Consider the following 13,344-nt stretch of genomic DNA (forward strand, 5'->3'; position numbering starts at 1 on the left):
CCCTTAACCGCGTGGAGACGCAACGGCTGCGAGCTTGGGCGCGGTTTTTTCCGGCGCCACTTGCTCCAGGTTGCTGGCTTCAAGCGCTTGTCGTTGTTGGGCCAAGGCGGCGAGGGTTTCCTTGCTGGCCATCGGAATCGTTTCCGGGGCGACCGGCGAGCCGGGGCGCGCGCGTTGCAGGCCCTTGACGATAATGGTGTCGTCCTTGTTCAGGCCGCTGCGCACGATGCGCAGGCCTTCGATCTTCGGCCCCAGTTCCACCGCGCGATACGCCGGCTTGTCGCCTTCCATCACCAGCACGAACTTTTTGCCCAGGTCGGTGCCGACGGCCTCGTCGTTGATCAGCACGGCGGAGTAGGTGCCGCTGCCGACCAGCTTCAGGCGCGCATACAGGCCAGGGGTGTATTCGCCCTTGCTGTTATCGAACACGGCGCGCCCACGGATGGTGCCGGTGGCCGGGTTGACCTGGTTGTCGACGAAGTTCATCTGGCCCAGGTGCGGGTTGCCGGTTTCATTCGACAGGCCCAGGTACACCGGGGTGGTGGCGCCACGACGGCCTTGGCGAGCGAGTTCGGTGTACTTGAGGTACACACGTTCATCGGCGTCGAAGTAGGCGTAGACCTTGTCGGTGGAGACCACGCTGGTCAGCGCGGTGACGTCGGCGGTCACCAGGTTGCCGGCGGTGATTTCCGCACGGCTGACGCGGCCGCTGATCGGCGAAGTCACGCGGGTGAAGCTCAGGTTCAGCTTGGCCAGGTCCAACTGCGCCTGGATCCCGGCGACGGCGGCACGGGCTTCCTGGGCGGCGGTGGTGCGCGAGTCGGCCAGTTCGGCGGAGATCGCATTGCTCTGGCGCAGGCGTTCGCCGCGCTGGGCTTCGTTGTCGCTGCGGGTGGCGGCGGCTTTGGTTTGAGCCAGTTGGGCTTCCAGGCGGCGCACTTCGGCCTGGAACGGACGCGGGTCGATCTGGAACAGCAGGTCGCCTTTCTTGACCAAAGCGCCTTCGGTGAAAGCGACTTGGTCAATCTGGCCAGAGACCCGTGGACGAATCTGTACGGTTTCGGGCGCTTCCAGGCGACCGGTGAATTCATCCCACTCGTTGACCGGCTGCTCAAGCACCTTGGCCACGCTGACCTTCGCTGGTGGCATGGCGGCCGCTTGTTCCGGGGTCTTGCCGCACGCGCTCATCACCACCACGGCCAGGATCGCCAGGGGGAAGCGCAAATGTTTGAGTGACTGTTCCATGAGGTGCATCCGCCAATGTATTTGAGATGGGCGGATCATGCGCGGCGAGGCGGTATGTCACGAATCGAATGAAGCAAAGGTAACTATCATTCGGAATGATATAAGCGCGGGATTAGCCCTCTAGCATGGGGCTTTCGTTAGGGAGCTATCAATGGGCGTGATGACAACAGTGTGTTGCGCACCCTGCAATGAAGCCCGCGGCATCTACGTAACGCCTTCATCGGACAGCTGCGCAACAAGGCGCTCTATCAGCAGTTTCACGCGCCTGGGCTGGGCCCGCGTCGGTGGGTAGACAATATTCAGCGCGGTGCTGCCCAAGTCATAGTCTTTGAGCACTTCCACCAGGCGCCCCGCGTCGAGATCCGCGCGCACGTCCCATACCGACTTCAGGCAAAGGCCATGGCCGGCCAGGCACCACTGGCGCACCAGAGCGCCGTCGTTCGCGATCCTGCGGCCGGGGACCCTGATTCGATGGGTTCGGCCGTTTTTTTCGAAGCGCCACTCTCGGGCAATGTTGATGCCCAGGCGCATCACCAGGCATTCGTGGCGGGTCAGGTCCTCAGGTTCAAGTGGGGTGCCATTGAGGGTCAGGTAATGCGGGGACGCACATACCACGCGGCGGTTTTCACCCAACGCTCTGGCGTGCAATGTGCTGTCGGCCAGCGCGCCGTAGCGAACCGCGAAGTCGATGCCTTGGCTCACGGGGTCGACGTAGCCGTCACTGAGATCCAGGTCAATGCTGACGCCGGGATGCTCGTCCATGAACTGCGTCAGGATCGGCTCGATGTACTGGCGGCCGAGGTCCTGCGGGGCACTGAGGCGAATGGGGCCGCACAGCGTGTGGGCCCCCTGGCGAATGCGGTTGTGCAACTCATCGGCCTGGGCCAGCAGGCGGCGGGCACCCTCGACCAGCACACGGCCTTCATCCGTCAGATGGATGGCGCGGGTCGTGCGCTTGAGCAGGCTGGCGCCGTAGAAGTGCTCCAGCTGGGCCAGGCGTTCGGAAACGGAGGCAGGCGACAAACCCAACTCGCGGCCCGCCGCCGACAACCCACCTTTCTCGACAATCAGCAGAAACAACTCAAGATTCTTCAAGGGCATTGTTCGGGGTTTCCGAAGAGGGTTTTTGAAAATGGCTCAATTATCAAGCTAAACCAAAAGAACTAAGGTTGCATCCGTGCCTATTCAACGGAGTCAACGCGATGTCATTGATCAACCCACAACGGCGTACATTCCTGGCCCAGGCCGGCACAGGTGCAGCCGTCCTGGCAGCGGGATCGATACTCAACCCGGCCAGCGCGGCCACCGGGCCCGAGGGACGAGCGGGTACGCCCGCGTCGGCGCGGATTCAGCGAGGAGGGCGGTTCTGGCCAGGAGACACGCGCCTGGTGGTGTCGGTCTCCATGCAGTTCGAAGCCGGCGGCCAACCGCTCAAGGGCACCGACAGCCCGTTCCCCAAGGTGGACTTTCCCGACAGCGTTCCTGCCGACCTGGCCACCGCGACCTGGTTCGCCTACGGCTACCGGGAAGGCATTCCGAGAATGCTCGACCTCTGGGAACGCCATGGTGTGAAGGTGACGTGCCACATGATTGGTGACGCGGTAAAACGTCACCCTGAGTTGGCCCGCGAGATTGTCGCGCGCGGTCACGAAGCGTCCGGCCATGGCCCGCACTGGAGCTCGCAATTTGCCATGAGCCGCGACCAGGAACGCAGCTTCCTGCGCCAGGCCGCGAGCATGTTGCAGGACGTCACCGGCCAGCCGGTCGTGGGCTACAACTGCAACTGGCTGCGTCGTGGGCCCAATACCCTGTCGTTGCTGCAGGAGCTGGGCTACGTCTATCACATCGATGATGTCAGCCGCGACGAGCCTTTTATCGAACAGGTCAATGGCAAGGACTTTGTCGTGGTGCCCTACACCTTGCGCAACAACGACATCGTCCTGGTCGAAGGCCGCAACTACTCACCGTCGCAGTTTCTGGAACAGGTGAAGCAGGAATTCGACCAGCTCTACGAAGAGGCCGGCAGCCGGCGTCGCATGATGTCGATCAGCGCCCATGATCGCATCAGCGGTACACCGCAGATGGTGCGGGTGTGGGACCAGTTCCTGCGCTATGCCAACAGCCACCCCGGCGTGGCTTTCATGCGCAAGGACGCCATCGCCCGATACACCCTGGAAAATCCGCTCAGCCTAAGGGAAAGCGAGACGATCTGAACCGCCACGTGGCAGCCACTCAAGGACATGACTCAATGAAACGCCCAACCCTTTTTTTGCGCTTTGGCACGACCGCAATCGCCTTGGCGCTTTCCGGGGCCGCCATGGCGGCGAACACCGATCTGGTCAAGCCGGCTGTCCTGGTAGCCGACAAGAGCCTCACCCCGAGCCAGTTGGCGGTGATGGAAACCGTCGCACGTCGCTATGACACCTTCTGGCATACCGGTGAGGAGCGCCTGGCCCGTGAGGCGCTGGCTGCTGACTTTGTCGACAAGACACCCCCACAGGGCCGTCAACCAGGTCCGGAAGGCCCGTTGCTGGCGTCGCGCGCCTTTCGGGCCGCAGTACCTGACCTCGGCTGCGAGATCGAACAAATGATCATCGCTGGTGACCGCGCGGTGGTGCACCTGCATTTTCGCGGGCATTTCACCGGCACCTTTGGCCAACTCAAGGGCCGCGGCCAGGCCGTGGACTTTATTGCCACCGATATCTATCGGATCGAACACGGCAAGATTGCCGCCAACTGGCATATCGAGGACAACCTGACGCTCATGAGGCAGTTGGGCGCGCTTTAACCGTTTACATGTTTGGCGTGGATGTAGGTGCCGAACACATGGTCCCACAGCGGTGAAGACACCCCGAAGTTCTTCTCGATGCCTTTGCGATGGTGCAGGTCGTGATTGGCCACCAGCCCCGGAATAAAGGCGTAGGCCCAATGCCCGGGGCGGTGCATCACGTAATGCAGCGAGATGTAGACGAAATAGCCCGTCACCGCCCCGATAAACTCCGAGGTGAGGCCGGTGGACCAGGCGAGCAACAACAGCACGGCGAAGGTCGAGCTGGTTTTCCAGCTGGACACGCCGATGTAGGCCAGCACGTCGAGATGGTGGGTCCAATGCTCGCGGCGATACAGCGAGTGGAACAGAAAGCGGTGCGCCGAATACTCCACCAGCGTCCAGGCCAGTAGGCCCGACAGTGCCAGCCAGGGCTCAAATGGCGCCAGATAGAGGGCAGCTACCACAAACAGCGGAACGGTGAAGAAATCGAGGTAATAAGCAACCGATGACATCAGCCATTTATTGGAAGCAGCCATGCGCGGAATATCCCTGTAGGGCGAAATGGACGGGCGCGGGATTGTCCGGTGTCGGGCCGCCGTATACAACTGCCCGGCGCTGGCTACGTGGTGGATTTGTGAGCCAATCGTCCTAGCCGCGTCGAATAGCCGTTGAACCGCTACGTTGCAACAACTCAATCCGGTCCGCCGGCACCAGCGTACGCAAGGTCTTGTACAGCACCCGGGTTTCCAGCAGGTTCCATACCCGCAGCATGGTTTCCAGCGCGTCCAGGGGTTTGCTGATGAAGTCCCGGGCGCCCAGGGCCAGGGCACGCAGGCGCGTGTCACGGGTGGCGTCGGCGGTGAGCACCAGGATCGGCAGGTATTCGCCCTGGGGAATGCGCCGGTTGAGCTGTTCCAGCACCGCAAAGCCGTCGAACTCCGGCATGTGCAGGTCGAGGATCACCAGGTCCGGCTCGAAGCTGTTGAACAACTCCAAGGTGCGCAGCGGCTGGGTGCTGCTCAGCACGTTGGTCAGCCCTTCGCGCGCCAGCAGTTGCTCCACCAGGTCGAGGTTCGGGCGTTGGTCGTCGATGATCAGGATACGCAGGTCGAGGTTCACGCGGGCTCCGGAAAAGCTTGGTCGAGGTGGGCGAGAAACGCCGGCACGTTGATCGGTTTGTTCAATACCGCGGTGGCGCCGGCCTCCTGCAAGGCCTGGCGGGTAAGGTCGCTGGCGTCGGCGGTGATCATCAGCACCGGTGTGTCGCGGGTGATCGGTGACTGACGCAGGCGTTGCAGCACCTTCAAGCCATTGATATCCGGCAGCGACACATCCAGCAGAATCAGCTGTGGCGCATGCTGCGCGGCGAGGTCCAGGCCCAGTTGGCCTTGCATGCTCGACAGCAGGCGTATGCCGGGCCGACGTTGCAGCAGGGTTTCGATCAGCGCCAGGCTGGAGAGGTTGTCCTCGATGTACAACACCTTGCCCTCGAAGGTGCTGACGACGGGAGCAGGGCGCTTCAATTCGGTGTCGATGCCGGGCCTGGCGATGCTCTGGGCGTAGGCCACGCGCACGAAGGGCAGTTCCAGGGTAAAGCGCGAGCCGACGCCGGGTTGGCTCTGTACCTTGAGTCGGCCATCCATGTTTTCCAGCAGGCTTTTACTCAGTGCCAGGCCCAGGCCGCTGCCTTCCACATTCGAGTCGGCCCCCAGGCGTTCGAAAGGCTTGAACAGTTGCCCCATATGATCGGCGGCGATGCCGTTGCCGGTATCGCACACGGCCACGCTGATTCGTTGTCCACGGATATCGACCTCAAGGCTCACCTGGCCATCGCGCCGGTTGTATTTGATCGCATTGGACAGCAGGTTCAGCAGCACCTGGGTCAGGCGCTGGCGGTCGGCAACGATGCCCGTATCCGCCGCCAGTGCCGGCAGCGGCCGCAACTGCACGCCCGCGTCGGCAGCCATGGGCGACACCAGCGTCAGCGCCTCTTGCAAGGTGCCCGCCAGCGGGATCGGCACGATATTCAACGCCAGGCTTCCGGCCTCGATCTTGGCGATGTCCAGCACTTCGTTGATCAGCGTGAGCAGGTGCTGGCCGGCGCGCAGGATATGACCGACGTCGGCTTTTTGTGCCTTGGGTGCGTCCATGTCCAGCAGTTGTGCAAAGCCCAGGATCGAGTTGAGCGGGGTCCGTAGTTCGTGGCTCATGCGCGACAGGAATTGGCTTTTGGCGCGGCTGGCGCGTTCGGCTTCCTCGCGGGCGGTGCGCAGGGCGATCTCCGCCGCGCGGCGGTCGGTGATGTCGCGGGTGATCTTGGAAAACCCGCGCAGGGCGCCGGTGCCGTCGTACTGCGCCGTGATCACCACGCTGGCCCAGAACCGCGTGCCGTCCTTGCGGCAGCGCCAGCCTTCTTCGGTGTAATCGCCGTTGCGGGTGGCCTCGCGTAACGCCATGTCCGGGTGCTGCGGGCATTCCTGGGGCAGGTAGAACAGCGAGAAATGCTGGCCGATGATCTCCTGTTCGGTATAGCCCTTGATCCGCTCGGCGCCGTTGTTCCAGCTGGTGACATGGCCCGCTGTGTCGAGGGCGAAGATCCCGTAGTCCTTGACCCCATCGATGATCAGCCGCAAGCGTTCTTCGTTGTCGCGCAAGGCGCGTTCGCGTTCGGCCAGCAATAACCCGGCCTCCACCAGGCTGGTGCCCAACTGGCCGATTTCGTCTTTTTCCGGCGGCTGTGGCAGCAGCGGCGAGCCCAGGGCCAGGCGCTGGGCGTTGCGCTGCACATTCTGCACCCGGGCGACGATGCCCTTGGACAGAAACAGCACCGCGACAATCGCCCCGAACAACCCGCAGATCGCCGCCAGCCAGGTCGACAGCAACAAGCGTTGGCGGGTTTCGGAGGCGGCGGCGCTGCGCTCGGCCAGCAACGACGCCTCAAGGGTAAGCATGGTGCTGATGTGTTGGCGCAGGGCGTCGAGGATGTGCTTGTTGCTGATCAGGATGGCACTGATGGACTCCGGTGTGGCGCCGCTGTCCTTGAGCATTTCCTCCAGCCCGTCGACCTTGCCGTCGATCAGCGGCTTGATCGCGCTGAGCTGCTCGCGCACCCGTGGATCGCGTACGTTGCGGTCCAGTCGGCGCAGGGCCGACTCGATCTGGGGCTTGGCGTTCAGGTAGCTGGGCAGGAAGTCTTCGCGGCGGGTGAGCAGGTAACCGCGCACACTGGCGGCGGCTTCCGCGAGCAGGGTATGCACGGCCTGGATATCGCTTTGCACGCGTAAAACCCGGCGCACATCCTCTTCGGCCCGGGCGGTCTGGCGTTCGGTGGTGTAGATCAGCACCAGGGACAGCAACAGCACCACCAGTGGCAGTGAAATCACCACCAGCGCCTTGCCGCGCAGCGGCAGGTCGGCCCAGCGCTTTCTCATTTGGGCCGCCTCATGTGGGTGTCACCAGGCCCAAGGCGATGCCCCGCACGGCGGCCTGGGTACGGTCAGCCGCGCCGAGCTTGCCGATCACCCGCTCGACATGGGCCTTGGCCGTGCCGGTGGTAATGCCCAGGTGTTCGCCGATGGCGCGGTTGCTCATGCCGTTGGCGACCAGGCCGAGGACCTGGCGTTCCCGTGGGGTGAGCGGTTCGCCGGGGGCGGCACCGCTGGCCTGGCGTTCGGTCATGCGCCGCAACAGCCGGGCGCTGACCGCCGTGTTGAGCGCCTCGCCACCGGCGGCCACGTGTTGCAGCGCCTGGATCACCTCGGCGCGGCTGGCGTCTTTGAGCAAGTAGCCCACCGCACCGGCATTCATGGCCGCCTCCAGGTACTCGGGGCTGTCGTCCATGGTGAACATCACCACCTTCACCGTCGGCAGGCGTTGTTGCAGCAAGCGTGCGGCGCCCAGGCCGTTGAGCCCGGGCATGCGAATGTCGAGGATGACAATATCCGGCAGCAGTTGCTCACACAGCTCCACCGCTTGCAGGCCATCGCTGGCCTGGCCGACCACCTCGAACTGCGGATGGCCGGCCAGCAGGGAGACAAAGCCGGTGCGCGTGACTTCATGGTCGTCCGCTAGCACCAGGCGCAGGACGTGGTTCATTGTGGGACTCCAATCAAGTGCGCAGGCACGCGCGCGTGCAGCCGGGTACCGCCGTCGACGGTGCTGACGCAGGTGAAGCTGCCGCCCAGCAGGCTGGCGCGCTCCTGCATGGTGGCGAGGCCCAGATGCTGGGTGTCATCCGTTGATGGCTCTGCCTTGAAGCCTCGGCCATTGTCGTCCAGCCGCAGGGACGCCTCGTCGTCGTGCAGCACCAGGGCCAGTTGCACCTGGCTGGCGCGCGCATGCTTGAGCACATTGTTGATGGCTTCCTGGCCGATCCGGAACAAGGCGATTTCCACCTGGCTGGGTAAGCGCGCCTCACAGTGCGCCTGCCACACCACGTTGATGCCGGCGTCACGCAGGCGGTCGGCCTCCTTATCGAGGGCTTTGAACAAGCCGAAATCATCCAGCACCGTGGGACGCAGGCCCGCAATCAGTTGCCGACCCTCGCCAACCGAGTGTTGGGCCAGGGTAAGAATCGCCTCCAGGTCGGCGGCCAATGCCTCCGGCAGCGGCGGGCAGCGCCCGGCAAAGCCTTGCAGCCGCTGGTGCAGGCCCGCCAGGGTTTGCGCCAGGCCATCGTGGAGGTCGTAGGCGACGCGTTTGCGTTCGTCCTCCTGGGCGCGGAGCAAGCGGTTGACCAGGTCGGACAGGGTTTTGTCGCGCAGCTTGAGGGTGCTCAGCAGCCGGTCGTTTTCCAGGTGGGCGGCCAGCAGCGTGGCGAGCAGTTGCAGGGATTCGCTGTCTTCGTGCTCCGGCGCCCGCAGGCTGACGCTATTGCCCAGCACCAGTACACCAAAGGCATCGCCGTCACCGGCGCGCAACGGCACTTGCAAGACGCTCGGCACCTCCTCGGATGGCCGCTCCTGCCAACACGCCGTGCGCAGGCTGCGGTCGGCGAGGGCGGCCAGGCTGCCCTCGCGCGACGGGTTGCCATGGCGGGCGCTGGTATAGGCGATGCCCTCGGCGTCCCACTCCTGCAGCAGCCCGTGGTCCATGGCCAGAAACGCGCAGGCCCGCGCGAGCACGCGTTCGCGCATGGCGTCGGGGGCCAGTTGGCGCAATTCCTGGCCGGTATCCACCAACAGGCGCAGGCGCGCCGTACGACTTTGCGATTGGCGAAAGTGCGCGCGCATGGCCAGGGCGCTGCCGGAATCATGGGGCGTGTCATGCATGGGTGATGCTCCATTTTTTGCTGCGGGCGCGAGGGTAGCTATTAAACAGGGTCGGACACCTTGGGCGCTATCTGCCAAATGGCATAGGTAAATACCTCCGGTTGGCCGATGGCGGGCAGCGGGCAGGTTGGCAAAGTGGCCTCAACGACGACCACTGGAGTAACGCCATGAAATTCAAGATCGCCCCGATCGCCCTGATGTTTGCCCTGAGCGTACCGTTTGTTCACGCCGCCGAGACGGCCCCGTATGTCTACCGTGAAGTCGCCCAGGCGCCGGCCAATGTCAAAGACCGCGAGATTGCCGGTTTATTCGACCGCTGGAACAGCGCCCTGCAGACCGGCAACGTGAAATCCGTGGTCGATCTCTACGCGCCGGGCGCGGTGTTGCAGCCGACCGTGTCCAACCAGGTGCGCACGACGCCGGAGCAGATCACCGACTACTTCGACCACTTCCTGGCGCTCAAGCCGGTGGGCCAGATCAACTACCGCGAGATCCGCCAGCTGGGCAGCAACGTGGCCATGGACAGTGGCGTCTACACCTTCACCCTGACCGAGTCGGATGGCAAGGTGCGTCAGGTGCAGGCGCGCTACACCTTCGTCTATGAGCAGGTGGGTGGCCAGTGGAAAATTCTTAACCATCATTCTTCGGCGATGCCTGAAGTCCAGGCCAAGCACGCCAAGCAGTAATGGTTGGAGGGAAAATGCCCATCCCTTGCCGGGGGTGGGCATTTTTTTATTGGGGCGGGGAGATTGTTCTTGTGACGGCTCGGGATCCGGCGCCTCTCTAACTGATGGCCCGCGACCTAAATGTGGGAGGGCGCTTGTCCCCCCCGATGGCCATAGGTATCTACACAACTTTAAGCGGTCTGTGGCTTGCTTCAGTGGCGGCCTTCGGGCCGACCATGTCGTTGGATTTGACCGAGTACATATCCGTTGCTGTGGTAACGGCCACTTAGGGTTCCGCTCTTACAGCGGGTCACTTTTGGAAGAGCGCCAAAAGTAACCAATGGACTTGTTCCCTCGCAGCGGACGCCAAGAAGCGATATTTTAATCGCAACCTTGGAGGCACCTATGTCACAGCAAACCCGCCGCAGCTACACCGATGACTTCAAAGCTCAAGCAGTGACACTTGCTGAAAGTATTGGTCGAGGAGAAGCTGCCCGACAGTTGGATATCTCGGTCAAAACCCTAGGGAATTGGCTGGACGCCGCACGCAACGGGCGTCCTCTCAGTTCTCCCTCCCGGCATCCGGTTTCTGACCTGGAAAGCGAGCTGGCCCGGCTTCGAGCTGAAAATGCCACGCTTAAAATGGAACGAGAAATCCTAAAAAAAGCGACGGCGTTCTTTGCCAGAGAGTCCAACTGAGATACGCCTTCGTCGCCCGTGAACGGACTCACTTTCCAGTCAGGCTGTTATGTCGAGTGATGGAGGTCTCGGTGTCGGGCTTTCACGACTATTTGAAGCGCCAGGAACGTCCTGATCCAGATGCGGCGATTCGCTTGGAAATTCGTGCGATTCATCGGGCAAACCGCGGCACTTATGGGCGACCACGTATGGTTAAGGCGCTTCATAACCGGTCGTACGCGATAGGACACAAGCGAGTAGCTCGTCTGATGAGAGAGGAGATGCTGCGAGGAAAAATCAAAGCACGGTTCAAACACTCGACGGATAACCGGTATATCCAACCCATTTCTGAGAACGTGTTGAAACGACGCTTTTCTGTGACAAGCCCGGCGCCCGCCTGGGTGGGGGATATCACGTATATTTCGACTCGCCAGGGTTGGTTGTACCTGGCTGTGGTGTTAAGTGTCCAAACCCGGCAGGTACTGGGTTACAGCCTGTCGGACCGTATGCCCGAGGGCTTGGTACAACAGGCGTTCATGAACGCCTGGACTAAAGCGCCAGTTGATCACGGTGTGATTTTTCACTCTGATCGAGGCCGGCAATACACCGGTAGCGGTTTTCGCAGCATGATCGCGGAAAGAGGCTTCGTGCAAAGCATGAGCCGTAAAGGAAATTGCTGGGATAACGCCGTGGCAGAGAGCTTTTTTGCCACACTCAAGAAGGAAGAAGCCACCGGTGTGTATCCCAGCAAAGCGCAGGCCCATACATCAATCGCAAGCTACATCCATGGGTTTTACAACGCGGCACGGCTGCACTCGGCGCTGGGATACAGCTCACCTAATGACTACGCAAAGCAACTGAAGCAAACTGCTTAACACTCGCTTCATGGCGTACGTTTTGAGGGAACAAGTCCATGGTTACTTTGGGGCTTTTCCAAAGTGACCCGCTGTAAGAGCGGAACCATAGGTGGTCGTTACCGCAGCAACGGATATGTACTCATTCCAACTCCAGCGCATGGTCGGCCCGAAGGCCGCCACGGAAGCAACCACCCTCACCACTCGGCACCTCGTCCAGGCTCGGTGTACCCGTCACCCGGTGAGTGCAGCAACGCTTTGGCGCCGTCCGGGCCATACCAGGCGTACTCGTAGTAGCGGTTGGTGAGGTTTTTCAGTTGCAGGTCGACGCTGACGACCGAGCGCAGTGTTGGTGGCGCAACAGCGGTTCAATAAAGTGTTCGATTCTCCTGGTCGTGAAGGGTGGCCGGTACAGCGCCAACCCTCGCATTTGAGGGCTTCCAGGCTTGGCATGAATTGTGTTGTGACCCGATTGGCGCTGACCCGACAACGGGAGGGAAACCTCACCTTTCATAAGAAACCACACCCATGCACAACGTCTTGCAACGCACAGTCATCGCCAGCCTGCTGGCACTCGGCGCCTTGGGCGGGCCGGTTGCCCAGGCCGCCAATGATCAACAGTTCATCCCGCTGGCCACCTACCGGGTCGGCGCCTATGCGTCCAGCGGCATTCCGTGGTGGGCGGGGGAGATTGATTACTTCCGCTACATCAACGAAGTCGAAGGCGGCGTGAACGGCGTCAAGCTGGTCTGGCAGGAATGCGAGACCGAGTGGAAGACCGATCGCATCATCGAATGCTATGAACGCTACAAAACCGGCCTGGACGGCGCACCCACCGGGTTCTTCTTCACCCACAGCACACCGGCCTCCTACGCGCTGATGGAGCGTGCCGCCATTGACCACATCCCGTTGATCGACGGCGCCGGCGGGCGTACCGAATCCACCGATGGCCGCGTGTTCCCCTACGCGTTCCCGCTGTTGCTCAACTACTACGGCCAGGCGTCGGTGGGCATCAACTACATCGCCCAGCGTGAAGGCGGCCTGGACAAGCTCAAGGGCAAGAAGATCGTCACCGTCTATCACGACTCCGCCTACGGCCGCGAAACCCAGGCGGCCATGCAATTGCTGGCGCAAAAGTACGGGTTCGAGAACATCCAGATCCCCGTGGCCGACCCCGGCAACGAGCAGTCGACCCAGTGGCGCCAGGTGCGGCAGATCAACCCGGACTGGGTGTTCCTGCGCACCTGGGGCGTGTCCACCCCCGTCGGCATCAAGACTGCCGTGCGCTTTGGCATCCCCGTGGACCGTCTGATCGGTGATGTGTGGGCCGGCTCCGAAGCCGACGTAATCCCCGCCGGCACCGCCGCCAAAGGCTACCAGGCGCTGGCGCCGTTCCCCGGTGGCGACAGCTTCGAGATCCATAAAAAGCTCAGGCAGTTCATCCTCGATCCCGGCAAGAGCAACCTCAAGGACCCCAGCTACTTCGGCAAGGTCTACTACAACATCGGCCTGATCAACGCCGCGATTGCCGTCGAAGCGCTGCGCACCGGCCAGGCCCAATTCGGCAACCGCGCGCTGAACGGCGAGGAAACCCGCTGGGCGTTCGAGCACCTGGACATCGACGCCGCGCGCCTCAAGGCCATGGGGTTCGAAGGTCTGCTGGCACCGTTGAAGCTGTCCTGCGCCGACCACGAAGGTGGCGGTTCCGCCCGAGTGCAGCAATGGGATGGGCAAAAGTGGGTGCTGGTGACCGACTGGCTGCAGGCCGACCGCGCCACCTTGCGTCCGTTGATCGAAGCCAAGTCGGCTGCGTATGCACAGGAAAAGGGCATTGTAGCGCGTGATTGTTCGGCTGAGTGAAC

Annotated in this window: 13 protein-coding genes; 6 read left to right on the forward strand and 7 right to left on the reverse strand. The window is 62.5% G+C overall.

The window, feature by feature from the left end; genetic code table 11:
- Positions 1-3 precede the first annotated feature (3 nt).
- Complete coding sequence (mexE, locus tag J3D60_RS03840) at positions 4-1,245, reverse strand: multidrug efflux RND transporter periplasmic adaptor subunit MexE (RefSeq protein WP_065927800.1); 1,242 nt, start codon at positions 1,243-1,245, stop codon at positions 4-6.
- A gap of 204 nt (positions 1,246-1,449) precedes the next feature.
- Positions 1,450-2,346 (reverse strand): LysR family transcriptional regulator, encoded by an 897-nt coding sequence (locus J3D60_RS03845; protein WP_065941343.1) that lies wholly within the window; start codon positions 2,344-2,346, stop codon positions 1,450-1,452.
- Between the two features lie 101 nt (positions 2,347-2,447).
- Here J3D60_RS03845 and J3D60_RS03850 point away from each other — a divergent pair, with 101 nt between their 5' ends.
- Together J3D60_RS03850 and J3D60_RS03855 are read left to right on the forward strand one after the other, a co-directional pair.
- Complete coding sequence (locus J3D60_RS03850) at positions 2,448-3,458, forward strand: polysaccharide deacetylase family protein (RefSeq protein ID WP_253489851.1); 1,011 nt, start codon at positions 2,448-2,450, stop codon at positions 3,456-3,458.
- Positions 3,459-3,562: 104 nt separating this feature from the next.
- On the forward strand, positions 3,563-4,033 hold the full coding sequence (locus tag J3D60_RS03855) for an ester cyclase (protein WP_253493946.1): 471 nt from the start codon (positions 3,563-3,565) through the stop codon (positions 4,031-4,033).
- Here the strand turns inward: J3D60_RS03855 and J3D60_RS03860 are convergent.
- The 5 genes from J3D60_RS03860 to J3D60_RS03880 all read right to left on the reverse strand — a co-directional run bounded on the left by J3D60_RS03860 (position 4,030) and on the right by J3D60_RS03880 (position 9,285).
- On the reverse strand, positions 4,030-4,551 hold the full coding sequence (locus J3D60_RS03860) for a sterol desaturase family protein (RefSeq protein ID WP_253489853.1): 522 nt from the start codon (positions 4,549-4,551) through the stop codon (positions 4,030-4,032). The two genes, J3D60_RS03855 and J3D60_RS03860, sit on opposite strands and share 4 nt — an antisense overlap.
- 112 nt (positions 4,552-4,663) lie before the next feature.
- Entirely contained in the window at positions 4,664-5,134 is a 471-nt protein-coding gene (locus J3D60_RS03865) for a response regulator (RefSeq protein ID WP_065941346.1), read from the reverse strand.
- On the reverse strand, positions 5,131-7,446 hold the full coding sequence (locus J3D60_RS03870; RefSeq protein ID WP_253489854.1) for an ATP-binding protein: 2,316 nt from the start codon (positions 7,444-7,446) through the stop codon (positions 5,131-5,133). Before J3D60_RS03870 ends, J3D60_RS03865 begins: the two co-directional genes overlap by 4 nt.
- Positions 7,447-7,456: 10 nt before the next feature.
- The gene (locus J3D60_RS03875) at positions 7,457-8,110 is read right to left on the reverse strand and encodes a response regulator transcription factor (RefSeq protein ID WP_253489855.1); all 654 of its coding nucleotides are present in this window, start codon (positions 8,108-8,110) and stop codon (positions 7,457-7,459) included.
- A complete protein-coding gene (locus J3D60_RS03880; protein ID WP_253489858.1) occupies positions 8,107-9,285 on the reverse strand; it encodes a sensor histidine kinase in 1,179 nt (392 codons plus the stop codon). The genes J3D60_RS03875 and J3D60_RS03880 overlap by 4 nt, the downstream gene beginning before the upstream one ends.
- Before the next feature lie 167 nt (positions 9,286-9,452).
- On the opposite strand from J3D60_RS03880, the gene J3D60_RS03885 reads away from it, so the two are divergent.
- The 4 genes from J3D60_RS03885 to J3D60_RS03900 all read left to right on the forward strand — a co-directional run bounded on the left by J3D60_RS03885 (position 9,453) and on the right by J3D60_RS03900 (position 13,342).
- Entirely contained in the window at positions 9,453-9,971 is a 519-nt protein-coding gene (locus J3D60_RS03885; RefSeq protein ID WP_027605675.1) for an SgcJ/EcaC family oxidoreductase, read from the forward strand.
- A gap of 384 nt (positions 9,972-10,355) precedes the next feature.
- A complete protein-coding gene (locus J3D60_RS03890; RefSeq protein ID WP_078833403.1) occupies positions 10,356-10,649 on the forward strand; it encodes a transposase in 294 nt (97 codons plus the stop codon).
- The gene (locus J3D60_RS03895) at positions 10,646-11,503 is read left to right on the forward strand and encodes an IS3 family transposase (RefSeq protein ID WP_253493948.1); all 858 of its coding nucleotides are present in this window, start codon (positions 10,646-10,648) and stop codon (positions 11,501-11,503) included. The genes J3D60_RS03890 and J3D60_RS03895 overlap by 4 nt, the downstream gene beginning before the upstream one ends.
- A 507-nt stretch (positions 11,504-12,010) precedes the next feature.
- Positions 12,011-13,342, forward strand: a complete 1,332-nt coding sequence (locus J3D60_RS03900; protein WP_253489861.1) for an ABC transporter substrate-binding protein — start codon at positions 12,011-12,013, stop codon at positions 13,340-13,342.
- Positions 13,343-13,344: the final 2 nt, after the last annotated feature.

Origin of the sequence: Pseudomonas sp. S3E17 (assembly GCF_024168685.1) — a bacterium.
Lineage (GTDB): Bacteria > Pseudomonadota > Gammaproteobacteria > Pseudomonadales > Pseudomonadaceae > Aquipseudomonas > Aquipseudomonas marginalis.